The following is a 22,859-nucleotide window of genomic DNA, read 5'->3' as shown; positions in this document are numbered from 1 at the left end:
CTTTGCTATACGAAGTTACGAAAAGAGTGTAATTTATTGGAAATGAGCGTAGGTTAATTGCTCTTGATAGTAATAGGTTACGATTTAGTTAGTTATCTACTGCATTATCCTTCTGCGCGTTGCGTAACCTTCAAAGAACTCTTCGTATGCAAAAGTAGCTATTTAATTCGAGATTTTGATATAAACTCCCGTTTTTTATCCCCTCATTCATAAGAATTTTCCGTAAAAGCGGTATTGTCCGTCGGCACACCATTGCCCAAAACGAGTTTGGAACAAACGTGTGCCGACTACCGCATAGCTGGAGAAAAGGGCATTGCCTCACGCCTAAACGATGTTTAGACAGATGAAGCAATGCCCCTTTCTTTTGCGCCTATGCCAAGAGGTGCTTTTACGGGTTTTCAAATGATTTTTCTTTTTTCGCTGTCTCTTTTGCCGGAAGCGGAAAGTGAATGCAGAGTGTGTCAGCCTGCCCCATGAATGAAACAGGCGCCCACACACAGCCGGACAAACCGGGAAGAATGATTGTTGCCACCCGGCTGAACAAGTTCCGTCGGATCGGAAACAATCATACTTCCTTTGTTGTGGTTTGCCCTTTTCACGCTTCCGGTGATGTCTTTTTCCTTTTGGTGATTCTTTTTTTTACGGATTTTCCCCTGAAGTTTTTTTCTACACAATCTGCCTCTGTTTTCGTTTACCTCCATTTTGCGCCTTTCAGTAAGCCGCATCAGTCAGTCATTTTCGTTCTGGGCGCAAAGGTAATTCCGGGATTGGACGGGAAAGCAAGGTCAAGCCTCCTGTTTTCGGTAAAAATCTCCAGCCCTGCGGGTAGTATTTTGACCGAAAAACCTTGCATTCCCTAATCCCTACCTTTTCAAGCACCCGAAACGAAAACGACCGATGCGACAGAAAGACGCATAAAAAAAATGTCGGATAAACGAGAGGCAGATAAGATAGTTTGAAACTCAACTCCCTCAGCTCTTGAATCCGCATTAAAAACAAAAAAATCAAAAACAGCGAAGATATGACGGCAACGGCAAATTTCAGACAAATGGCGCAACACATCGGGTTGGCGATATGCGGCTTGATGATGCGCACCGCCTTCGGGGTGTTCGGCATCCTTTGGGGCATCATCAGAGAGATTGTAAACGGAGTGTTCCGAGTGGCGATAGGTGTAATCGTGGCTATCCTTTCCACCATTGCCTTCTTTGGCTTCATCCTTTGGTTATTCACCCTTTAACCCTTACCGACATGGCAAAAAGAAACAGCAAGACGGCAGCGCAGCAGTGCAGATATTACGAGGTGGACAACATCTTCGTGTATATGGTGGAAACGTACATCAACGGCAATTTTGAAACTTTCCGAAGATTGTACCACGAACTGAACAAGGACGCACGGAGGGATTTCATGGACTTCCTTCTCAGCGAGGTAGAGCCGACCTATTGGAGAGAGATACTGAAACAGATAATCTAAAAATGACAGCGATATGAAAGGAACAGACCATTTCAAGAGAACGATATATATGTACTTGGAACAGCGTGCGGAGGAAGATGCGCTATTTGCAAAGAAGTACCGCAACCCTGCCAAGAACATGGACGAGTGCGTGACCCACATTCTGAACTATGTGCAGAAAAGCGGTTGCAACGGTTTCACGGACGGAGAGATATTCGGGCAAGCCATCCACTACTATGAGGAAAACGAGATAGAGGTGGGCAAACCGATGGACTGCCAAGTGGTTGTGAACCACGTTGTGAAACTCACGGCAGAGGAAAAGGCGGAGGCACGTCAGAACGCTGTCCGCAAATACCAAGAGGAGGAACTCCGCAAGTTGCAGAACCGCCACAGACCGTCAGCGAGAAAAGAAAACCAACCCCAACCCTCATTATTTGATTTAGGCTTATGAAACCGAAGACCAAGATACAGAAAGAGGTGGCAAGACTTTCCGCCAACCTTCGCCCCATATCAGCGACACAAATAGATTGGGCATACCGCCACTGCGTTGAGCATATCGGCTACCGCACCAAGAAAGGGAACATCACCTGTTCCGACTGCGGTCACGAGTGGCACAGCGACAGCGGACTATGCGACACCCTTGAAGGCTGCACCTGCCCCAAATGCCATGCCGAACTCAAAGTGCAGGACACACGCAGACGCATCTACAAGGAAACGCAGAATTTCAGCGTGATAACCACCTGCAAAGGGTATCAGGTAATCCGCGTGGCGCAGGTCAGATGCGAGAGCAGGAAAGGCGAACCGATGCGTTTCTACTGCCACGAGGTCGTGCAGCGTTGGATTTCACCCGACGGCAAGGTTACGGACATGGCGTTGCTCCGTGGCTTCCTTTTCTGCTATTGCGATGTGTGGGCATTAGGCAGCGATATGGAGGTAAGACCGCACAACAGCCTATACGATGATGTGGTGGCAAGAAGCTGTGCATATCCAAAGATGAGGATATTGCCCCAACTCAGACGTAACGGCTTCAAGGGCGATTTCCACGGCATCTCCCCCGTGCGTCTTTTCAAAGCCTTGCTTTCAGACCCAAGAATTGAAACCCTTATGAAAGGCGGTGAGATTGAGGTCATGAAACACTTTCTTTTCAATACCCGTACTGCCGATGAATGTTGGGCATCATATCTGATTGCCAAGCGTCACAAGTATCAGATAGACAACCTCTCAATGTGGTGCGACTATCTGCGTATGCTCAAAAAACTCGGTCAAGACCTCCGTAACCCGAAGAACATCTGTCCCGAAGATTTCATGGCGGCACACGACAACGCAACCCGAAAAATTGAAGCCATACACGAGAAGGAAAGAGCCGCAGAGCAACGCCGTTGGGAGATTGAAAGGCGTGAGCGTGAGCAACAGCGACAACTCCAACGAAAGAAAGATGCGGAGGATTTCATCGCCAACAAATCCAAATTCTTCGGCTTGGTAATCACGGACGAGGAAATAATCGTCAAGGTGCTTGAAAGCATAGACGAGTATTACAACGAGGGCAAGACGCAGGGCATCTGCGTGTTTGGCAGTGGATACTACAAGAAAGCCGACACCCTCATACTATCGGCAAGGATTGGCGATGAGATTATTGAAACCGTAGAGGTGGACTTGCGAACCCTCGAAGTGGTGCAGTGCCACGGCAAGCACAACCAGGACACCGAATATCACGAGCGCATCATAGACCTTGTGAACAAGAACGCCAACCTTATCCGTGAGCGGATGAAAGCGGCATAGCATAACCCCTAAAACAACATTGATATGGAAGTAAGAATTGAAAGTATGATTTGTGTGTGGGATGATGCAATCCCCACGATGTTCCTTGAATTTGTGAACCTCCTCACTCTCACAACGAGTGAGGGGGAATTGAGAAAGAGCGTAAAGGAGTTTGCCGAGAAGCACGAACTTGACAAGTTTTTCCTTTACGGCTTCGGCTCACACCATTTCTACCTGCACCAACGCTACACAAGCAACCCCGAAATGGTGATGAAGAACAGAGTTCTGTCAGTACATTTTTAACCATCTAAAAAGCAACATTATGACAACACGAATGACCATCAACGGAGTAAGCACCTGCGCGGAAGCAGGTACGGAGAAATACGAGCGTTTCCAATCGGGTATCGGAAGACGCAGGCGGACACTTGTGCAGTACGACTACCGCCACCCCATAGACAGAGAATTGTTCTCTTGTGTCAAACCCACGTTGGACGAGTGCCGAGCCGCACGGGACAAGTGGCTGAACGCAAAGAAGGGAAAGGAGGACAGACTATGAACACGACCTATCAAACGCTGATAGTCAAGTTCAGCGAACCTATCACGGCATTGGACGGTATCTTTGACGATACCGGAGCGTGGGGAACGGACACCCTCAAGGGGTGGATAGATGATTACGAAAGCACACGTTTCACCGCCACCGACAGCCATACGGCAGTCATCACGAGCGAGTACAATATGGAATGTGTGAAAGAGTGGCTACAACGGCAGACCCCCATTTCCGAAATGCGAGAATTTTGAACGGGATGGCGGTGTCCGCACCGCCAATACTTAAAACCCTAAAAACAAAAGATATGATAGCCAAGACGATATTACAGCAGATAGGCGGAAAACGCTTCACCGCCATGACAGGTAGCCGTGATTTCATAGATATGGGCAACGGCTTACGGATGAGCCTTGCAAGGAACAAAACAAGTGCCAACCGCCTTGACATCATCTATGACGAAGGGGCAGACCTCTACAATATGCGCTTCTACCGCAGGACGTTCAGCAAAAAGACCTTTGAGTGCAAGACAAAGGACATTGCCGTACACGAGGGTATCTATTTTGATATGCTGGAGGAAATGTTCACGATGGTGACGGGACTTTACACACGCTTTTGAGTGGCGGGGCGGCGAGAGCCGCCCTACTTTCTTTCAGTGAGCATGATGGCGGACAAAGAAAGTAGCAAAGAAACCTTTGTCCAATCTGCGATAACTAAAAAATCCGCAAGTAAAACTTGCGGAGGCTATATATTGGGTCGTTATTTTTTGGTGGAGGGGAATGATAATCTCGAACCGTTGAACTACACATTTCTGCTTCGTCTCCATTTCCCCCAACGATTTGATACGTTCAATCATTTTTGTTGTTCCTTTCTGAATTTTCCTAAATACTTTCTTCATAATTTCGCTATACTTTTTATGGTTAATAACTATGTTTTGTATTGCTCTCACAACACTTACAACTTGAAGTGTTATTTGGAAACCGATAGGCAAAAATGGCTCAACGATGTCAATTAACGAGAAAATCCTACGATAATCTATCAAGTGATAGAGCAAAAGACGTGCCAAGTTAAATATGGCACGTCTTTTGCCAGTTTTGTCAGTCCTTTTATGGGATATACAACAGCGCAAACTCCGCCTTTCTCCGTTTGAGCAGCATGGCGTGGCGTTTTCCTTTGTAGTTGCAGAAGGCTATATACTCACGGTAGATGTTCCTGTCACCAGCTTCCAGCTTCTTGATTAAGGTGCTTTTGGGGATTGTTTTGCTGCCTAACAGCTTCGCCGGTCCCACATTGTAAGCTAACGTGCCAAGCAAAATCGAATCAACCCCGAATTTACGGAACATGGCGACAAATTTGCGCAGGTCTTTCCGCAAAAGTTCATCCGCATCCCGTTTTGTCATGGTTCGTGCCGAATACTTCTCGTTTGGCAAAAGTTTGTGACCCCAACCGACGTATGGGTAGTGTTTTTCTGAGTGCCAGCCTTCAAAGTAGCGGCAGCATAAAAAAGCACGTTCCATAAGCGGCAGTCGGTAGATTGCCGCCTGCCCGTCCGTTCCCTCTTGGCGGCTGATCTGCGCGGACACAGAACAGACCGTCAGAAGTGAACAGAGCATTGTCATGAATACACGCATCATTTCAACAAGGGGCTGAAGTTGCCGATGGGAACGATGGTAAGATCGTCGTCCTTTACATTCCTGTTGTTGAAGTCAAATTCCAGTTCGTAGGAGTTGCTAAAGTTATCCTCCACCACCACGATGAAATTATGCGCCTCATCACCCGCCGCCGTGTAGTACAGGCGGAATTTTTCGTTCTCCAGCAGGTAGCGGTCGTTAGGCAGGAAGGTGATGCCGTTATCCATTTTGAGCGAGCCTTCCCCCTCGAACTGGAAATAGCGGATGGTATAGAGCGTACCCGAAAAGTCGCCCTCCTTTTTCAGTTCACAGCGGATTTCCACTGTCTGCCCCTTTACTACCTTGTTCGGCACGGGCATGACCTCCACCGTGAAGGGATAGGACTGCTGGATGTCCATGTCATCGTCACATGACACGAGGGTGAATGACATGGCGGCTATCAGGCATAACGCCACTGCCTTGAATATTGATGTTCTCTTGTTTCTGTTGTTCAGTATGTTCATTGTTCTTCGATTTTTAGATGGTTGTTTTTCTGTTTTTTCGTTGTCAGTTGCAGGTACTCGTTCAAGTCCTTGCAACCGTCATAGAGGGAGGAACGGTCGGTGACACGTTCCCCGTATCGCATGGTAAGTGCGGCAAGCGTCCGCCGTCCGGCTTCGTCACGGTCGAGGAAGCAGCCGATGCGCCCGTATCCGTCCAGCAATCCCGCCGCCTTCTCCACGTTGGCGACTGAGTTCAGCACAAGACAGTCAGCGTTACCGGTTACACCAAGCGTCACGGCAGAGAGAAAGTCCATGAAGCCCTCGAACACGAGGCACTCGTCAGCCGGGATGTCATTCGCCTTTACCAGTGATACAGACTTCGGAGGTATGCAACCCTTGAAATATCGGCTTCTGACTTCATAGCCACCTGCCATGTTCGGAAAGCCAACGGCAAAATACCGTTTCCCACGCACACCGTAGTTCAAGCGGCAGCAGTGACGGGATGCGATGGCGTAAGGGATGCCCCGTTCCTCTAAATACTCCGTCAGCAGTGAGCGGAGCAGCGGAGCGACCTCCACATCCTCAAAAACGGATTCGGTCGGCTTCGAGAGATAGACGGGCTTTTCCCATCCGGCAACCGTCATATTGGCGGCTTCCGCTATGAACTTCGCTTGCTTCATGAAGTCATCGCTTTGCAGAAACTCCCCGGCAAGCGTGAAGATGTCGCCGCCCTTGCCCAAACCGAAGTCGTACCAGAGCTGTTTCGCCACGTTCACACGGAAAGAGGATGTGCGCTCGCCCCTGTACGGGGCAAGATACCACAGCTCGTTACCGCTCCTTCTGACAGGCTCATGCCCCAGCCGTGCGAGAAAATCCGCAAGCGGCATCCTTCTGACAGCATCTATTTCCGTCCTTTCCATGCCCGTGTCAGTTGATGATGAACTTGATACCGACCCCGAACTGCGTGTGGAACTTCCGTGTGTCGCCACCCCAAAGGCAACGCTCCCGCAGGTTGGCAAGCAGGGCGATACGGTCTGCCACGTAACACTCCACATCGAGCGTCAGCGCACCGCCGTAGATGAAGGCGTCCCGGTCGTGCAGCGTGGAGCCGTCATGCAGCACCTTCTTCCCCCAATTTACCGCCTCATATCCGGCGAGAGCCGAAGCCCCGGCATAGACGAAAACAATCTTTCGGGCGTCCGACAGTATCTTGAAGTAATAGCCGCCCTCCGCCGTGAACTGCGCCACGGGTATCTTGGTGTCCTTGTAGGGATTGTTCTTCAACAGGTATTCGCCACCGAACACCCACTTGTTCCCCTTCTTCGTGTAGGTGGAGAGAGCCGCCCCGAAGCTGTACCCGCCGTCCTTGCCGCCGAGATTGAAGCCGTCCGCCATGTCCGCCCTCACCTCGATGCCCTGCATCTTCGGCAGACACCGCTGGGCGTGCGCCTGCCCTGTAAAAAGGGCAAGCGACGCGATGATTATTGCGATGTACTTTCTCATGGTCAGCGTACTTGAAGTTCGTTGATGGTACCCGCGCGTACCAAATCCTCGTTCTCAATCACGAAGGACTGGTGACGGCCGCCGTTCTTCTCGTTCAATTCCACCACGAGGCACTTGTCATCGGGGATGGTGAACTTCGCCATCGTGAAGACCGTGCGCTCGCTCTTTTTGCCCGGCACGAGGGTGGCGTAGTTCTGCGCGCGGAGCGGCAGAATAATCTGCTCCTGCACGGCAGTACGCTTCGCAACCTTCTTGTCCACGATTTTCCAAGTGATGTAGTCCACATCGAAAGGCACGTTGCTCTGGTTCTTTATCTCCGTGTGGAAATAAAGCAAGCCGTTGTGCGTGTAGATGCCTTTCAACAGGTATTGGATGCCGAAACGCTTGCAGCCGATATGCTTCACCTCGCGCTTGTTCTGTTTGTGGATGGACTTCATGATAAGGCGCACCAGCATCGGGCTTTCGCTGCCCAGCTCTTTCAGATAGATTTCCTGCGCGTTGTTCGGGCGGTTCACCGTGCTGCCGTCATGGATGAAGTCGCACATCTCCACGTTGAGCAACAGCGGTTCGGCGGCGTACTTCACGTTGAAGGTGTAGAAACTGCCGTCCTCCGTGATGACGGACATATTCGTTTCGTTGGGAAAATTCCTTACGGTAGCCTTCACACGGATGATGTTCTCCGCTCCGTCGGCTTTCCCGGCAATCAGGTCGGGCGAGCCTAAATCGACATAGCGCACCTCCGCCGGAAAAATGACGTGGACGGTCTTGTCGTAGGTCACTTCCAGACCGTGCGGCGGTATCATGCGGTCGAAGGTCAGCTTGCGTGACAGCCCGTGATATAGGTCGCCGTCCGCCTCCTTCTGCGGATAGACCTCCTTCGTCAAGGTCGGTTGTTCACTTCCGTTGGTCGTTTCAACGGTTACATTCTCCTGCGCGTTGGCAGTTATGATGCCCATAGCGAGGGCAAACATGATGATTACTTTTCTCATTACTTTTGGATTTTAGTGGTAATTTTTATTGTTTTCAATATTTTTCTTGGTAAAGCATGACCCTGTACCCGGCTTTCAGATGCACCTTGACGGTTCGCATCTTTTTGGCGATGTACTGGCTCGTGCCTTGTATCAGCCCCTTGCCCAAGTCGGAGGCGAGCTGCGCCCCGGCATTGGTGGAGATGTTGATGCTGCTTCCCAGCGAGCCGCCCATGTTGGCGGCGACCTCCCGGACGGCGTTCATCTCCATCGAGTTCGGGATGAAGATGCCGGGCTGTCCGTCCGTGTCATAGACCGCAAGCTCCACGGGGATAATCGTGCCGTCGTATTCCAGCGAGGTAATCTCGATGTCGAGCCGCTCACCCTGTATCTTGCCCGTGCCGACCACCACCGCACCCCGGGGTATTGTCCTGCCTGCCACCGCCATAGGCTCCAGCAGGCGCAGCCTTACCGTCTGCCCGTCCGTCACGCTCTGCGCCCCATGCACGCACGCCGGTATGGTGTTCCTGTCCAATACCTCCGCCGTGCCGACAGCCGTGTTGAAACCCCGGTTGCGTTCCTGCGATAAGGCGGCGACAAACTCCGCGTTACTCATAGGCTGTGAGAGTGAAGAAACTACTTGATGCTCCACCTGTCTGATAGGCATTGCCTTGTTCTTCTTCCCTTTCTGCACGGTAGTTGGCTCTGCCCTCTGTTCCGCCGATGGCTGTCCTCCGTTCTGACCGCCCATGTACTTTGCCGCCAGCTCGTAGGACTTCTCCATAAGAGCCACCTGCTCGTCCATAGAGGAAGCCTTGCCCCTCTCGCTTTCCAGTTCCGACTCCAGCGATGCGATGCGCTCCAACAATTCGTCCATCTCCGCATTGTCGTTTTTCGGCTGGTCGTAGAAGTTTCCGAGCGTGGCGTTCAGGTCACGGTAGGCGGCTGCGGAGGACTGGATGGTCTGCGGCGTGGCTGGCTTTGCCCTTTCTTCCTTGCCGCCCGGATTGGCGAGGTCGAAGTCCACTCCGTTCTCCGTTCCCGCTATCTCGCGGTCGAACATGTCGCCCAGCTGCCCGATGGCACGGTTGCGGCTCTCCTGACGCTCTTCCATCTCCCCATGCTCGTAGGCTTTCAGCTTGTCGCCGATAATCTGCCGGTTCGCCTTGTCAGCGTCGGGCATCTCGGTGTTGTATCCGTCCGTTCCCGGCGGTTGCTCCTTGCCGGAGGACGGGGCGAATATCAGCCACATCGCCCCGATGAACACCAACACCATAGCGGGCAGCACGATCATCTTCTGCCGTTTCAGCCGTTGCGCCTCTGTCAGCGGTTCGCGCTCCTTTTTCGGTTTCCCCGTTTCGGGAGCAGCTTTGTTCTCTTTCGTCGGTTCATTCTTTGTCTGTTCCATATAAATAAGGTGTTAAGTGATTGCCTGTTTCCGCCGGGGTCGGCAGTTCCACCCGTCCGGCGTGTCCCGTTTCCATATGTGAGCCGTCGTTCCTGCCGATGTCATAGACGGCTCTGCCGAAGGTGTAAAGGGCAAGCACCGCGAAGGCGGCGAACATCCCCAGCACGATGCGGCGGCGTGTTTCCGGCGGCAAGCCGTCCAGATACCCTTTGAGACTTGCCGCCAAGCGTTTCCGTTTGTCGTGGAGTTTCCAATACATGCCCCACATTGATTTTCTGATACTTTTCATGTCCTGTTACCGTTTGATAGTCTGTAAATCCTTGTTCTCAATGATGGTGAAACCCTCGATGGTAAAACCGTTCGGGTTGTCATCCGACCGCGATGCGTTCAGCAGGCGGCAGGTGGTCACGAGGCTGCGCTCGGTGACGTTGCTCTGCCGGATGATTTTCTGTGTGGCGTAGGTCACGGCACGGTAGGGATAGGCGTTGAAGTCGCACACCACGCTGTCCACCTTCAGCACTTGGTTGATGTTCCCGGCGATGATGCGGTTGTAGTACCCCTTCTCCGCGAAGTCCGAATAATAGTGGTACACGCTCTTGTCCGCCAGCAGCAAGGCACGTTTCACGTTGTGTTCAATCGCGCTTTTTTCAGGTGATAGCGTGAAGAACATCTCGTGGAAACGGCGCACATGTTCCCGTGCCTCCGCCGGGCGGTTCTGCGACAAATCCTGAGACAAGGCGAGCATCAGGCTCTTGCCGTTGTCCAGCACATAGATTTTCTCCCGTTGCTTCTCTGCGAAACGGTAGGAGTTCCACACGCTCCACACCGTCACCACGGCGCACAGCGAGAGGAAGACGATACCGAACAGGCGTATCTGCCTGAACGACGATTCGATGTTTCTAAGTGATTTGAATTCCATTTATATTTTCCAATTTATGATTGCACATTGATTATTTCAGCAATTTGCCGCCACGTCCGACTGCGTTTCCTGCGGCTGCACCCGCCACGCTGCCCGCCATGCTTCCGGCTCGTCCCGCCATCTGGTTCACGTTGCGACCGTAACCGCCCATGCCTCCGGCTTGGATAATCCAGCCCGCAACGGTGGGAATGGTAAAGTAGCCGATGATGCCGATGCAGAGGAATACGATATACACCCCGTCGCTCGAATCCAGCGAGAAGTTCGGGTCTGCCTGCATCCGCTCGATGTCGTTTTGCAGCATCAGAACCTGTATCTTCGCCAGTATGGTGCTGAACATGTCCGATACCGGTAGCCACAGAGAGACCTGTATATAGCGGCATATCCACTGCGTGAGCGTGTTTTGGAAACCGTCCCATACCGACAGGGCGAAGGCTATCGGACCGAGAATCGCCAGCACCACGAGAAAGAAGGTGCGGACGGTGTCTATCACGAGGGCGGCGGCTTGGAACAGCAGTTCGAGTATCTCGCGGAAGAAGTCGCGGATGCTCTTCTTCATGTTGTACATTCCCCGGTCGATATACATTCCCGCCATCGTCACCATGTCGGAGGGCGACCAGCCGAGTTCCTCCAGTTGCTTGTCAAATTCCTCGTTGGACACGAGGTAGGCGGTTTCGGGGTTGCGTACCATCGCCTCGTATTCCAGTTTGTCCTTCTGCTCCCGGTATCGGTTCATGTCCAGCGTTTCCGCCTCCAGCATCTTTGCCGTGCCCTGTACGACGGGTGAGAGGATGCTGTTTATCGTGCCCAGCACCACAGTCGGGAAGAACATGATGCACAGACCGATGGCAAAAGGACGGAGCATCGGGAATACGTCTATCGGTTCAGCTCTCGCCAGCGACTGCCATACCCGGTAGGCGACGTAGAACAGCGCACCCAGCCCGGCGATGCCTTTCGCCACACCAGCCATGTCCCCACACAGCGGCATCATCTGCTCATAAAGTGAACGTAAAATCTGATGAAGGTTGTCGAACTTCATAGGCTACCAGTATCTTTCGTTCATGTTCCCGTACAGCCCCATGATGCGGTCGAGGTCGTTCTTCTTTTTCGCACGCAGGTAACTCACGGAGATGTTCTTGTTCGTGTAGTAGCTCACGAGGTTGCGGTAACGCTTCATCTTCGAGTGGCAGCGTTCCACCACGTCCATGCGCTCCTTGTCGGTCATGGAGAGCGTGGTGATGTTCACCACGTTCCTGAGTTCCGTCAACACTTCGTTGCTTTCCTCCAGCAGTTTCGTGTAGCCGAAAGCGATTGCGGAAAGCTCTTCGGGTCTGAAATTCCCGTCACGGAGCATCCGTTGGAAACTGTTCACATAGATGTCTGTGATGTCGCCCACCATCAGGATGGTCTGCTGCACCTTGCGGGCGTCCTTGACCAGATTGTTCACCGATTTGAGGGCATCGTAATACTTCTTGCCCTGCTGATAGATTTTCACCGTCTCCTGAAAGTTGCTCACCATGTTCGTGGCGGTCTTGGAGGTATGGATGATGTTTTTGGAGGCATTGATGATGCCCTGCGCTAGATTGCCCGGATCGCTTACGACCCACTGTGCGCTTGCCCTGCCCGCGAAAAGCAGGCACAGGCAGATAATCATTGTTATTCTTGTTCTCATGTTACTTTGGATTTTAGTGGTTGTTATTCTTCGGTCGGATGTCCCGGCTGCGGCTTCACCCGCACATAGTCCCCGTTTGGCGAGAAAGTCAGCACATCCGTGGCCTCGTTGTAGGACACGTCGATGCGGAAGCCGGTGTTCATGAACAGGTTGCCGTTCTCCTCCTGCAAGAGATAGGTTTCCGGCTTGAGCTTGCGGCGCAGACCGCTACGACGGAACACCGTCACTTTGTAGGCTTCGCCCTCCTTGTAGATAAGCACGTCAGGTTTTCCCTCCACGCTCTCCCAGTTCCCGCACAGCATGTCGCGGCGGTTGTCGGCCACGTCGCAGGATTGCAGCATCATGACCGCCAATCCGATAAGGCACTTGCTGACTTGCAGCATTTTCACTTTTGGTAAATTCATACGCGTTTTTCTTTTTTGGTTGATACATTCTGTTTTTTAGTTATTCCTTGTTTCTCCGCCTTTCGGCAAGCTGCCGGATGGCGGCTTCGATGTCGTCGCCCAGCTTCTCCGCCAGACGGTAAACCTCCACTTTTTCCGTTTCCTCGGTGGTGTACGCCAGATACTCTTCCGCGCTGACCTCCGTGGCATAGACCGCCGACTGCGTGCCGCCCAAGCCTATCCACACCTCCTTGTAGAGCCGTGAAGGGTTGTTCGCCATGTTGATGGAGAGTATCTGCGACTTCTCCTTTTCCGTCAGTCCGAGCAACGCCTGTATCTGGTCGAACTTGTTCATATATTTCCTTTGGTCAAGCAGGATTTTACAATCCGAGTTGTTGATAATGCTCTCTTTGACCACCGGAGAACTGATAATGTCGTCCACCTCCTGCGTCACCACGATTGCCTCGCCGTAATATTTTCTGACCGTCTTATACATATAGCGCAGATATTCAGCCATGTTCGCCGATGAGAGGGCCTTCCAAGCCTCTTCCACGATAAGCTGTTTCCGCACGCCTTTCAGCCGCCGCATCTTGTTGATGAAGGCTTCCATGATGATGATGGTCACGACGGGGAACAGTTCGCGGTTTTCTTTAATCGAATCTATCTCGAAGACGATGAACCGCTTGCCGAGCAGGTCGATGTTCTCCGTGGAGTTGAGCAGGAAATCGTAACGCCCGCCCCGGTAATACTGCCGCATGGTGGTGAGCATGTTGTCGATGTTGAAGTCGGACTTCTCCACCTTGATGTCACGCTGTGCCAGTTCCTTGCGGTAGTCGTCACGCATATACTCGTAGAAGGTGTTGAACGACGGCACGATGCTACGGTCGGATTGGATGCGCTCAATATAGGCACTCACGGCACTGCCCAGCTCGCCGCTCTCCGTCTTTGTCACCTTGTCGTCCTCCGACTTCCAGAGCGTCAGCAACAGGGTCTTGATGCTGTCCTTCTTCTCCACGTCGAAGATGTAATCGTCGGTGTAGAACGGGTTGAAGCTGATGGGCTTATCTTCCGTGTAGGTGAAATACACACCGTCCGCTCCGCCTGTCTTGCGTCGGATCATGCCGCACAAGCCCTGATAGGAGTTTCCCGTGTCCACCAATACCACATGTGCGCCTTGCTCATAATATTGGCGCACGAGGTGGTTCATGAAGAAAGACTTGCCGCTGCCCGAAGGACCCAGCACGAACTTGTTGCGGTTGGTCGTGATACCTCGCTTCATGGGCAGGTCGGAGATGTCAAGGTGCAGCGGTTTTCCCGTGAGCCTGTCCACCATCTTGATGCCGAAGGGCGAGAGCGAGCTGCGGTAGTTGGTTTCCTCTGTGAACAGGCACACCGCCTGTTCGATGAAGGTGTGGAAACTCTCTTCCGCCGGGAAGTCCGCCGCATTGCCGGGTATCGCCGCCCAGTAGAGTGTCGGGCAGTCGATGGTGTTGTGGCGCGGCACGCATTCCATGCTTGCCAACTGGCTGCCCACGTCGTTCTTGATATGCTTCAGTTCCTCCGCATCGTCGCTCCACGCCATGACGTTGAAGTGTGCCCGTACCGAGGTCAGTCCGTAGGAATGGGCTTCGTTCAGGTATTGGTCTATCCACTCGCGGTTGATGCTGTTGCTCCTTGAATAGCGAGATAGCGACTGCATGTTACGGGCGGACTTCTCGAACTTCTGCAAGGTTTCCTCACTGTTGTCTATCAGCACATACTGGTTGTAGATATGGTTGCAGGAGAGCAGAAGCCCCACCGGGGAGGCGAATGACAGTCGGCAGTCACTCCGGTCGGTGGAGAGCTTCTCGTAACGGGTGTCGGTAGCCACCTTGCCCGGCAGGTCTTCCGCGTCGGAGAGGGTGTGCAGACACAGGCGGTTGTCGCCGATGCGCATCTCCCTTGCCGAAAGCTCGATGTCCTGCAAGGTGGTGTCACCTTCCGGCATGAGCGAGAAGTAGCGTTCAATAAGTCCCGTCTTTCCCTCAGTACCCACAATCTCATCGGTGGAGAGGCGGCGCAGCCTGACAAGCCCGCTGTCGTTCATGATGCGCTCGAACTGTTCGCAGGCTTCCAAGAACTTGGTCGTGGTTTCCCTGTCCAGCTCCTTCGGGATGATATGTCCCCGGCACAGCGTGCTGAAATTGCTCTGCATCCGGTTACGCTCCTTTGTTGTCTTGGTCAGGTAGAGGTAGCAGGTGTGTTTCAGGTACGGACGCTCGTTGAAGTGACGCTCGAAAGAGCGGCTTAAAAAGCTCATGTCGTCCTTCTGAAGCTCCGGTTTGTAGCGTTCCTTGATGAACCAGTCCTGTTTGTGGACGACGGAGTAGTCCGGCAGCACCTTGATAGCCTTGCACCAGCAACTGTGTATCGCCTCGTACTCCGCACCCGTCACGGTGTAAAGTTCCGGTAGTTCCACCTCGAAAGCCACCGTGATGTCGGCGTCCTTTGAGATGATGCAGCCATGCTCCACCGCTAAAAGTGGGAACCTGTTTTCCAGTGTTGTCATTTTCGATGTATTCCTCATTGTCTTTCTTCCTTTCGTTGTCGTTTGAACAGACGGGTTATCCGCCGCCGGTTGATAAGGTATCGGGGATGGCTCCGTGCCGCTCCTAATTTCATCAGCCCGTGTTCACCGTACCGGGCGTTCAGCGCGAAGGTCTGCCATACAAGGAGGGAGGACGATGCCGCGCCGAAGCCGATACATATCCACTGGTCGATACCGACCATGTAGAGGATGACGAACAGGACGAAGAGAGCCAGCAGACCTCCGCAGAAGATGAAGAGGTACTGTGCCTTCAAGCCCTTGAACTCTACCGGACGGCCGATACCCTTGTTGATTGGGTATTCAGCCATACATTATTTATTAAAGGAAGAATGAGCGCAGGATGGTGGCGGCAACAATCAGGAAGATGCACGCGCCGAACCACGAGGCGGCTGTCTTGCTGGTGTCGGGGTCGCCCGATGAAAACTTGCCGTACACTTTTACGCCCCCGATAAGCCCGACGACTGCACCGATGGCGTATATCAGTTTAGTTCCGGGGTCGAAATAAGAACTCACCATAGAGGTGGCTTCGTTGATGCCCGCGATGCCGTTTCCCTGCGCGAAAGCGGAGGCGGTTGCGGCGATGACAAGTGCCGCGGAGAGGATTGCTTTTCTGTTTTTCAAGATGTTCTTGTTCATAAACTGTTCTTGTTTTTTGCCGTCAAAAGGGTGGATGGTCCTTTGTCGGGCGGTTGATACTTTGTTTCTTTACTTTGGTTTTAGTGGATGCCCGTTTGTTTCCACGGACGTGGGCGTGTCCGTTGCGGATGGGGATGCGCCTTGCGTTTCCTCGCCGCGTGGGTTGATGTCATTCTTTCATGTTCATTTCTTTTATTGTTGTCATACATAGTTGCGAATGTCGAACTCCTCGATGTTGTCCGGCACGACGAACTCCTTTTCAGATTTCTTCAGCCGAATCTCGATAAGCCCCTTGATGCGGATGCCTATCTCCGAAGAGCCTTCCATCATTTTCTCGTACAACTCCGTGCCCTCCATGTCGGTGAACACCTTAGCCGCCTTTTCACGTTCCGCCTGTGTCGCGTCCGGGTTTTTGGCGGTCTTGCAGGCGTCGTCAATCTCGTCAAAGCTGCTGCCCGAAGCCCGTGGCGTGTCCGAGGCGTCCTCTTCCGGTTCGTCGTCCCCGTATCCCAGTTCCTCCGGCGGTATGCTCGTGAAGGTCTCATCGAGTTTTTCCTCCGGGACTTGTGCCGGGCGGGATGCGTTTCCCGTTTTTCCGTCGTCAAAAGTAGCCTCTTCCTCCGACAGCTCAATGCCTTTTTCAATAGTGGCGGCTTCTTGCGTCGGTATGGCAGCGGTTGTCCGGGTGGATGCCATCCTGAAACGGCTCTTGCCGATGATGTCCGCCTTTTCCGCAGGGACTTCCTCGTGTGCCGCTATGCGTTTAGCCTCATTCCCGTCCAGTGACCGCCATAATCCGACAATGCCCTTGAAGAAGCGGACAATCCGCGTGTCCATGATGCGCTCGTAAAGGAGCAGGAACAGGAACCAGAGGTTGCAGCCGACCGATACCGCCAGCAGAATGTCTGTCATGCTGATTGTGTAATTCATATCCTTCCGTTTTTGGTTAGAATACTGAATTGTAATTTCGGGCATAAAGGCTCTTTATCGCATCTTCGCACTGGTTGAAGTGGTGCGTCAGCACATGGTCGATGTAAGCGGACAGCGTAAGCCGGTCATGCCCGATTACACGGGTGATACGCATGATACGCTCGTGGTACTCCGGGCGCACATACGCCATCTTCCCCTCACGTGCCTTTACTTCCGGGTCGCGGATGAACAGGCGTTCATAGTCCTTCTCACTGCATTTGCCGCTTACCGGGACAGGCGACAGTATTTCCACACTCGCCTGCACTTGGGTAAACATACCTCCGCAGTCTTGCTGTGGTCTTTTTTCATTCGGTGTCATTTCTTTTTCCATTTTCAAATCAGATCTTCACGTTGTTTCTTGTACAGTTCGTTGATTCTCTCCTTGTGCTGTTCCAGATGCTGGCGCAGCACGGTATCCACATATCCGCCTACTGAGATTTCCCCTCCGGCGATGTCGTTCACGATTCTGAGGATCTTGCCGTGGACGTCACGGCTGATATAGACACATTGGCGGGTCTTTATCTCGTTGCGGCGCAGGAATAGCTCGTTGTAGTCCTCGTCCTGCCTTTTCCGGCGTCCACTTTCCCTCTGCGCTTTTTCCCGTGTTACGGGTTGCACAGGAGATGGTTCCGGTGCGGCGGTGTCCTCTTCGGTCGGTGCAGCTGCGGGTACTTCCTGTGCGGGGCGCAGTGTCCCGTCCTGTGTGCGCCGCCCGATGGAGGCTAACAGCAGTTCCTCGTCGATGCCTTCCGTGTTCACTTTCCTGCTGCCCATGCTCACTGCGGTCTGATGATGTCGCTTATCTCTTCGGAAAACTCCCGGATGCCACTCCCTTTCAGCAGTGCCGTGTCCATCGGGAAGATGGTGGAGCGGAAAACGCTCTTGCGCTCTTCCGAAAGGTCACGGCGGAACTTCTTGCTGTCGGGCAAGCGGGTGGAAAGTACCGGAAAGCCCATTTCGGCTATCACTTCCTCGTAGATGCCGTACAAGTCGTTCCTCTCCCTGCCGTCCACCATCGTCCAGAACAGATGCAGCCCCTTTGTTTTCGCCTGTCCGGTAGTCATCAGCCTGTCGCGGAACATCGTGACGAATTTCAGGGTACTCTCCACGACAAAGCGGTCGGCACTCAGCGGAGTGAAAATGTAGTCCATCTGCGAGAGCGTCTTTATCACGCCGTTGCTTCGGAGTGTGCCGGGCATGTCGAAGAACACCACGTCGGGTTTCACGTCCTCAGTGGCAATCATCCTCTCGGCATCGTCGAGGGCGTTCACCGCATTGCTTTTGACGATGGTGTAGGCGTTCTTTTTGATCCGGCGGAAATGGTCGCAAGCGAGAGCCTTGAAGTAGGTGCTGCTGTCGATAAGCCCCATTTCGTGTTCGCGCAGCCCGTGGATGCTGTGCTGCGGGTCGTCGCAGTCCACGACGGCGACATTGTAGCCTTTCACGTTGTGCAGGTAGCTGGCGGCAAGTGCCGTGACAGTGGATTTGCCGATGCCACCTTTCTGTGTTGCGAATGCAACGAAGATTTCCTTACTCATAGTTCCATTTATTTTAATTGTTGATGATTTGTTTTTCTGTTTCCATACGGATTTGGCTGTCGCACCATCCGCTTCCGTGACTACACACGCAGGCGGGTCGTCGCGTATCCGGTTCTGTGGTGAAGCGGTGCGTCGGACAAATGGTGATTGACGACATTGCGTCATGAAGTCATTGAATCCATACGTCACCGAATTGTCGGAGAACCGGGTTTCCGACGGTTCGGGTATCCGTTTCGGCAAGTATCCGAAGAAGCGGATTTCCGGGTATTTGAATGTTCCGTTTATCATATCTTCAAATCGTTCGTTTCTTGAATCATGCTGCAAATAAACAAGTATATTTTGGAACCTGTATCACTTCTCCGGCAAGTGGCGGCACGTTGCGCCGGTTGGCAGTCATTGACCGGGTCAAGCATCTGTCCGATACCGCTTTAAGGGCGTAACTTTGCACCCGGACAGCAGGGTTCGCCGATGACGCGCGGCCCGGAGTCCTGAAAGGTATTTTCCCAATCCGTCCCCTGACGGATTTTTATGTTCACCTGAACATAGCAAGATGTCTTTTCAGCCGCTCAAAATATTTTGAGCAGCCACGAAAAGCACTTGCCCTTGCAGGGGGCGGGCTTTCCCTCCGAAGTCGGGAAGCCTTTCAGAACTGCGGTGCTGTAATCCGAAGCGGCGGCTTATGCCGTCAATCCGCTAAATCCAAAGTAATATGAAAGAGAAAAGGAAAAGCAAATCAGGGAGAAATCCCAAACTTGATCCGGCGGTGTACCGGTACACCGTCCGTTTCAACGAGGAGGAACACAACCGTTTCCTCGCCATGTTCGGAAAATCGGGTGTCTATGCACGGTCTGTTTTCCTCAAAGCGCACTTCTTCGGGCAACCGTTCAAGGTGCTGAAGGTGGACAAGACGTTGGTGGACTATTACACCAAACTGTCGGATTTTCATGCACAATTCCGTGCCGTGGGTACGAATTACAACCAAGTCGTGAAGGAACTGAGGCTGCATTTTTCAGAGAAAAAGGCGATGGCGTTGCTCTACAAATTAGAGCAACACACCGTCGAACTCGTGAAACTGAGCCGCCGGATTGTGGAACTTTCAAGGGAAATGGAGGCAAAATGGTCGCAAAAATCAGTGTAGGAAGTTCGTTGTACGGCGCGATTGCCTACAACGGGGAGAAGATTAACGAGGCGCAGGGGCGGCTTCTCACCACCAACCGCATCTACAATGACGGTTCGGGAACGGTGGACATAGGCAAGGCGATGGAGGGTTTTCTCACCTTCCTGCCACCGCAGATGAAGATCGAGAAGCCGGTGGTGCATATCTCTCTCAACCCGCACCCGGAGGATGTGCTGACCGATATTGAGTTGCAGAATATCGCCCGCGAGTATCTGGAAAAACTCGGTTTCGGAAACCAGCCTTATCTTGTATTCAAGCACGAGGACATCGACCGCCACCACCTGCACATCGTGACGGTCAACGTGGACGAGAACGGGAAAAGGCTCAACCGGGATTTTCTCTACCGCCGCAGCGACCGTATCCGCAGGGAACTGGAACAGAAGTACGGATTGCATCCGGCAGAACGTAAAAATCAGAGATTGGATAATCCGTTGCGCAAGGTGGCCGCATCGGCAGGTGATGTGAAGAAGCAGGTAGGCAACACCGTGAAGGCTCTGAATGGGCAGTACCGTTTCCAGACGATGGGCGAATACCGTGCGCTCCTTTCCTTATATAATATGACGGTGGAGGAAGCGAGGGGCAACGTGCGCGGACGGGAGTATCACGGGCTGGTCTATTCCGTCACGGACGACAAGGGTAACAAGGTGGGCAACCCGTTCAAATCCTCGCTTTTCGGGAAGTCCGCAGGCTATGAAGCCGTACAGAAGAAGTTTGTCCGTTCCAAATCGGAAATCAAGGATAGGAAACTGGCAGACATGACGAAACGCACCGTCCTTTCCGTGCTGCAAGGCACTTATGACAAGGACAAATTTGTATCCCAACTCAAAGAGAAGGGCATCGACACCGTACTGCGCTACACAGAGGAAGGGCGCATCTATGGGGCTACCTTCATCGACCACCGCACGGGATGCGTGCTGAACGGTTCGCGCATGGGTAAGGAGCTTTCGGCGAATGCCTTGCAGGAACACTTCACCCTGCCATACGCCGGACAACCGCCGATACCGCTATCCATCCCTGTGGATGCTGCGGACAAGGCACACGGGCAGACCGCCTACGACAGTGAAGATATATCGGGCGGTATGGGCTTGCTCACTCCCGAAGGTCCGGCGGTAGATGCCGAGGAAGAGGCTTTCATCCGGGCGATGAAGCGCAAAAAGAAGAAAAAACGCAAGGGCTTGGGTATGTAATCAGAGTATCAACAATTAAAAAATCAATGTATGTCACAACAAGAAGACGATTTGAGGGCATTGGCGAAAATCATGGATTTTCTGCGTGCCGTGAGTATCATTTTAGTGGTCATGAACGTGTACTGGTTCTGCTACGAAGCCATCCGGCTGTGGGGCGTGAACATCGGCGTGGTGGACAAAATCCTTCTGAACTTCGACCGCACGGCGGGGCTGTTCCATTCCATTCTCTACACGAAGCTGTTTTCCGTCCTTTTGCTTGCCTTGTCCTGTCTGGGTACGAAGGGTGTCAAGGGTGAGAAAATCACTTGGGGGAGAATCTGGACAGCATTTGCCGTCGGGTTCGTGCTGTTTTTCCTGAACTGGTGGTTGCTGCCCCTGCCGCTGCCGCTTGAAGCGGTGACGGGACTGTATGTCCTTACCATTGGAACGGGCTATGTCTGCCTGTTGATGGGTGGTCTGTGGATGAGCCGCCTGTTGAAACACAATTTGATGGAGGATGTTTTCAACAACGAGAACGAGAGTTTCATGCAGGAAACGAGGCTTATCGAAAGCGAGTATTCGGTCAATCTGCCGACACGTTTCTATTACAGGAAACGCTGGAACAACGGTTGGATCAATGTAGTTAATCCCTTCCGTGCGTCCATCGTGTTGGGTACGCCGGGCAGCGGCAAGTCCTATGCCGTGGTAAACAATTTTATCAAGCAACAGATTGAAAAGGGCTTTAGTCAATACATCTACGATTTCAAGTATCCCGACCTATCTACTATTGCCTACAACCATTTGCTGAACCACCCGGACGGCTACAAGGTAAAGCCGAAGTTCTATGTGATCAACTTCGACGACCCGCGACGCTCTCATCGGTGCAATCCCATTCACCCGGATTTTATGGAAGATATTACGGATGCCTATGAGAGTGCCTACACAATAATGCTCAACCTCAATAAAACGTGGGTGCAAAAGCAGGGCGACTTCTTCGTGGAGTCACCTATCATTCTGTTTGCCAGTATTATCTGGTATCTCAAAATCTATCAGAACGGGAAGTTTTGCACGTTTCCCCATGCTATCGAGTTTCTGAACCGCCGTTACGAGGATATATTTCCGATACTGACCTCTTATCCGGAGCTGGAGAACTACCTTTCGCCGTTCATGGATGCGTGGCTTGGAGGGGCTGCGGAGCAGCTCATGGGTCAGATAGCGTCGGCAAAAATCCCGCTTTCGAGGATGATTTCACCGCAGCTCTACTGGGTGATGTCAGACAGCGAGTTTACGCTGGACATCAACAATCCCGAAGAGCCGAAAATCCTCTGCGTGGGTAACAATCCCGACCGTCAGAATATCTACGGTGCGGCTCTCGGTCTGTATAATTCCCGTATCGTGAAGCTCATCAACAAGAAGGGGATGCTGAAGTCATCGGTCATCATCGACGAGTTGCCCACAATATACTTCAAAGGGTTGGACAATCTTATAGCTACCGCCCGAAGCAACAAGGTTGCCGTGTGTCTGGGCTTTCAGGATTTCAGCCAGTTAGTGCGTGACTACGGGGACAAAGAGGCGAAAGTGGTGATGAACACTGTCGGCAATATTTTCTCCGGTCAGGTGGTGGGGGAAACAGCCAAGACGCTCTCCGAGCGGTTCGGTAAGGTGTTGCAGAAACGGCAGTCCATCTCCATCAACCGGCAGGATGTTTCCACCTCCATCAACACGCAGATGGACGCGCTCATTCCACCGAGTAAGATTTCCGGGCTTACGCAGGGAATGTTTGTCGGTTCTGTATCCGACAACTTCAACGAGCGTATCGAGCAGAAGATTTTTCATTGCGAGATTGTGGTGGATGCCGAAAAGGTGAAACGGGAAGAAAGTGCCTACAAGAAAATTCCCGTCATTACAAACTTCACGGACGAGGACGGCAACGACCGCATGAAGGAAACGGTGCAGGCGAACTACCGGCGCATCAAGGAAGAGGTGAAGCAGATTGTGCAGGAGGAACTGGAGCGTATCAAAAACGATCCGGTGCTGTGTAAACTGCTACCAGATAATGAGACTGTCTAACAAGT

The 22,859-nt window shown here is 52.5% G+C and carries 31 protein-coding genes; 12 read left to right on the top strand and 19 right to left on the bottom strand.

Annotated features, from left to right (window positions below):
* The first annotated feature begins 473 nt into the window (after nt 1-473).
* The 9 genes from HMPREF0673_RS14000 (at nt 474) to HMPREF0673_RS00475 (ending at nt 4,367) form a co-directional block, all read left to right on the top strand.
* The gene (locus HMPREF0673_RS14000) at nt 474-860 is read left to right on the top strand and encodes a hypothetical protein (RefSeq protein WP_009126113.1); all 387 of its coding nucleotides are present in this window, start codon (nt 474-476) and stop codon (nt 858-860) included.
* 161 nt (nt 861-1,021) lie between these two features.
* The gene (locus tag HMPREF0673_RS00510; RefSeq protein ID WP_004291535.1) at nt 1,022-1,237 is read left to right on the top strand and encodes a hypothetical protein; all 216 of its coding nucleotides are present in this window, start codon (nt 1,022-1,024) and stop codon (nt 1,235-1,237) included.
* A gap of 11 nt (nt 1,238-1,248) precedes the next feature.
* Nucleotides 1,249-1,470: a hypothetical protein gene (locus HMPREF0673_RS00505; RefSeq protein WP_004291534.1), complete on the top strand. Its 222-nt coding sequence runs from the start codon at nt 1,249-1,251 to the stop codon at nt 1,468-1,470.
* Nucleotides 1,471-1,483: 13 nt separating this feature from the next.
* Nucleotides 1,484-1,900, top strand: a complete 417-nt coding sequence (locus tag HMPREF0673_RS00500; protein ID WP_004291533.1) for a PcfK-like family protein — start codon at nt 1,484-1,486, stop codon at nt 1,898-1,900.
* The gene (locus HMPREF0673_RS00495; protein WP_004291532.1) at nt 1,897-3,228 is read left to right on the top strand and encodes a PcfJ domain-containing protein; all 1,332 of its coding nucleotides are present in this window, start codon (nt 1,897-1,899) and stop codon (nt 3,226-3,228) included. The genes HMPREF0673_RS00500 and HMPREF0673_RS00495 overlap by 4 nt, the downstream gene beginning before the upstream one ends.
* 24 nt (nt 3,229-3,252) lie before the next feature.
* Nucleotides 3,253-3,510, top strand: a complete 258-nt coding sequence (locus HMPREF0673_RS00490; protein WP_004291531.1) for a hypothetical protein — start codon at nt 3,253-3,255, stop codon at nt 3,508-3,510.
* Between the two features lie 19 nt (nt 3,511-3,529).
* On the top strand, nt 3,530-3,763 hold the full coding sequence (locus HMPREF0673_RS00485; RefSeq protein WP_004304291.1) for a DUF3873 domain-containing protein: 234 nt from the start codon (nt 3,530-3,532) through the stop codon (nt 3,761-3,763).
* The gene (locus tag HMPREF0673_RS00480) at nt 3,760-4,005 is read left to right on the top strand and encodes a DUF6956 domain-containing protein (RefSeq protein ID WP_004291529.1); all 246 of its coding nucleotides are present in this window, start codon (nt 3,760-3,762) and stop codon (nt 4,003-4,005) included. The genes HMPREF0673_RS00485 and HMPREF0673_RS00480 overlap by 4 nt, the downstream gene beginning before the upstream one ends.
* A 53-nt stretch (nt 4,006-4,058) precedes the next feature.
* Nucleotides 4,059-4,367, top strand: a complete 309-nt coding sequence (locus HMPREF0673_RS00475) for a hypothetical protein (protein WP_004304290.1) — start codon at nt 4,059-4,061, stop codon at nt 4,365-4,367.
* A 33-nt stretch (nt 4,368-4,400) separates the two neighbouring features.
* Here the strand turns inward: HMPREF0673_RS00475 and HMPREF0673_RS15005 are convergent, their stop codons facing one another.
* From HMPREF0673_RS15005 to HMPREF0673_RS00380, 19 genes are all read right to left on the bottom strand, one after another.
* Entirely contained in the window at nt 4,401-4,790 is a 390-nt protein-coding gene (locus HMPREF0673_RS15005; RefSeq protein WP_004291527.1) for a hypothetical protein, read from the bottom strand.
* Between the two features lie 64 nt (nt 4,791-4,854).
* Nucleotides 4,855-5,382, bottom strand: coding sequence for a glycoside hydrolase family protein (locus tag HMPREF0673_RS00465; protein WP_004291526.1), 528 nt, complete (start codon nt 5,380-5,382; stop codon nt 4,855-4,857).
* Nucleotides 5,379-5,882, bottom strand: coding sequence for a DUF3872 domain-containing protein (locus tag HMPREF0673_RS00460; RefSeq protein ID WP_004291525.1), 504 nt, complete (start codon nt 5,880-5,882; stop codon nt 5,379-5,381). The genes HMPREF0673_RS00465 and HMPREF0673_RS00460 overlap by 4 nt, the downstream gene beginning before the upstream one ends.
* The gene (locus HMPREF0673_RS00455; RefSeq protein WP_004291524.1) at nt 5,879-6,781 is read right to left on the bottom strand and encodes a toprim domain-containing protein; all 903 of its coding nucleotides are present in this window, start codon (nt 6,779-6,781) and stop codon (nt 5,879-5,881) included. The genes HMPREF0673_RS00460 and HMPREF0673_RS00455 overlap by 4 nt, the downstream gene beginning before the upstream one ends.
* 7 nt (nt 6,782-6,788) lie before the next feature.
* A complete protein-coding gene (locus tag HMPREF0673_RS00450; RefSeq protein ID WP_004291523.1) occupies nt 6,789-7,364 on the bottom strand; it encodes a conjugal transfer protein TraO in 576 nt (191 codons plus the stop codon).
* A 2-nt stretch (nt 7,365-7,366) separates the two neighbouring features.
* Nucleotides 7,367-8,353, bottom strand: a complete 987-nt coding sequence (traN, locus tag HMPREF0673_RS00445) for a conjugative transposon protein TraN (protein WP_004291522.1) — start codon at nt 8,351-8,353, stop codon at nt 7,367-7,369.
* 34 nt (nt 8,354-8,387) lie between these two features.
* Nucleotides 8,388-9,740, bottom strand: coding sequence for a conjugative transposon protein TraM (gene traM, locus HMPREF0673_RS00440; RefSeq protein WP_004291521.1), 1,353 nt, complete (start codon nt 9,738-9,740; stop codon nt 8,388-8,390).
* Complete coding sequence (locus HMPREF0673_RS00435; protein ID WP_018697145.1) at nt 9,721-10,008, bottom strand: TraL conjugative transposon family protein; 288 nt, start codon at nt 10,006-10,008, stop codon at nt 9,721-9,723. Before HMPREF0673_RS00435 ends, traM begins: the two co-directional genes overlap by 20 nt.
* Nucleotides 10,009-10,035: 27 nt before the next feature.
* Nucleotides 10,036-10,659 (bottom strand): conjugative transposon protein TraK, encoded by a 624-nt coding sequence (traK, locus tag HMPREF0673_RS00430; protein WP_004291519.1) that lies wholly within the window; start codon nt 10,657-10,659, stop codon nt 10,036-10,038.
* Between the two features lie 31 nt (nt 10,660-10,690).
* Complete coding sequence (gene traJ, locus HMPREF0673_RS00425; protein WP_007896737.1) at nt 10,691-11,695, bottom strand: conjugative transposon protein TraJ; 1,005 nt, start codon at nt 11,693-11,695, stop codon at nt 10,691-10,693.
* A gap of 3 nt (nt 11,696-11,698) precedes the next feature.
* Nucleotides 11,699-12,328, bottom strand: a complete 630-nt coding sequence (locus HMPREF0673_RS00420) for a DUF4141 domain-containing protein (RefSeq protein ID WP_004304283.1) — start codon at nt 12,326-12,328, stop codon at nt 11,699-11,701.
* A gap of 23 nt (nt 12,329-12,351) precedes the next feature.
* Nucleotides 12,352-12,732, bottom strand: a complete 381-nt coding sequence (locus HMPREF0673_RS00415; RefSeq protein ID WP_004291516.1) for a DUF3876 domain-containing protein — start codon at nt 12,730-12,732, stop codon at nt 12,352-12,354.
* A gap of 40 nt (nt 12,733-12,772) precedes the next feature.
* Nucleotides 12,773-15,277: a TraG family conjugative transposon ATPase gene (locus HMPREF0673_RS00410; protein WP_004291515.1), complete on the bottom strand. Its 2,505-nt coding sequence runs from the start codon at nt 15,275-15,277 to the stop codon at nt 12,773-12,775.
* Nucleotides 15,274-15,606: a DUF4133 domain-containing protein gene (locus HMPREF0673_RS00405; protein ID WP_004291514.1), complete on the bottom strand. Its 333-nt coding sequence runs from the start codon at nt 15,604-15,606 to the stop codon at nt 15,274-15,276. Before HMPREF0673_RS00405 ends, HMPREF0673_RS00410 begins: the two co-directional genes overlap by 4 nt.
* A gap of 10 nt (nt 15,607-15,616) precedes the next feature.
* Entirely contained in the window at nt 15,617-15,934 is a 318-nt protein-coding gene (locus HMPREF0673_RS00400; protein WP_002560983.1) for a DUF4134 domain-containing protein, read from the bottom strand.
* 201 nt (nt 15,935-16,135) lie between these two features.
* Nucleotides 16,136-16,864 (bottom strand): hypothetical protein, encoded by a 729-nt coding sequence (locus HMPREF0673_RS00395; protein WP_004304280.1) that lies wholly within the window; start codon nt 16,862-16,864, stop codon nt 16,136-16,138.
* Between the two features lie 16 nt (nt 16,865-16,880).
* Nucleotides 16,881-17,234, bottom strand: coding sequence for a DUF3408 domain-containing protein (locus HMPREF0673_RS00390; protein WP_004291505.1), 354 nt, complete (start codon nt 17,232-17,234; stop codon nt 16,881-16,883).
* Nucleotides 17,235-17,236: 2 nt separating this feature from the next.
* Nucleotides 17,237-17,677 (bottom strand): DUF3408 domain-containing protein, encoded by a 441-nt coding sequence (locus HMPREF0673_RS00385; protein ID WP_004291503.1) that lies wholly within the window; start codon nt 17,675-17,677, stop codon nt 17,237-17,239.
* 2 nt (nt 17,678-17,679) lie between these two features.
* On the bottom strand, nt 17,680-18,729 hold the full coding sequence (locus tag HMPREF0673_RS00380; RefSeq protein ID WP_004291492.1) for a ParA family protein: 1,050 nt from the start codon (nt 18,727-18,729) through the stop codon (nt 17,680-17,682).
* Between the two features lie 421 nt (nt 18,730-19,150).
* Here HMPREF0673_RS00380 and mobA point away from each other — a divergent pair, with 421 nt between their 5' ends.
* From mobA to mobC, 3 genes are read left to right on the top strand one after another with little or no spacing between them, the layout of a single operon-like run.
* The gene (gene mobA / locus HMPREF0673_RS00375; RefSeq protein ID WP_004291488.1) at nt 19,151-19,579 is read left to right on the top strand and encodes a conjugal transfer protein MobA; all 429 of its coding nucleotides are present in this window, start codon (nt 19,151-19,153) and stop codon (nt 19,577-19,579) included.
* The gene (mobB, locus tag HMPREF0673_RS00370; RefSeq protein WP_004291483.1) at nt 19,558-20,805 is read left to right on the top strand and encodes a conjugal transfer protein MobB; all 1,248 of its coding nucleotides are present in this window, start codon (nt 19,558-19,560) and stop codon (nt 20,803-20,805) included. The genes mobA and mobB overlap by 22 nt, the downstream gene beginning before the upstream one ends.
* A 30-nt stretch (nt 20,806-20,835) precedes the next feature.
* Nucleotides 20,836-22,854 carry a conjugal transfer protein MobC gene (gene mobC, locus HMPREF0673_RS00365; RefSeq protein WP_004291482.1) on the top strand — a complete coding sequence of 673 codons (2,019 nt, stop codon included), beginning with the start codon at nt 20,836-20,838 and terminating at the stop codon, nt 22,852-22,854.
* Nucleotides 22,855-22,859 lie beyond the last annotated feature (5 nt).

The organism is Leyella stercorea DSM 18206 (genome assembly GCF_000235885.1).
Classification (GTDB): domain Bacteria; phylum Bacteroidota; class Bacteroidia; order Bacteroidales; family Bacteroidaceae; genus Prevotella; species Prevotella stercorea.
The sequence above is the reverse complement of the archived record's forward strand: the minus strand, read 5'-3'. Positions and strand labels throughout refer to the sequence as shown.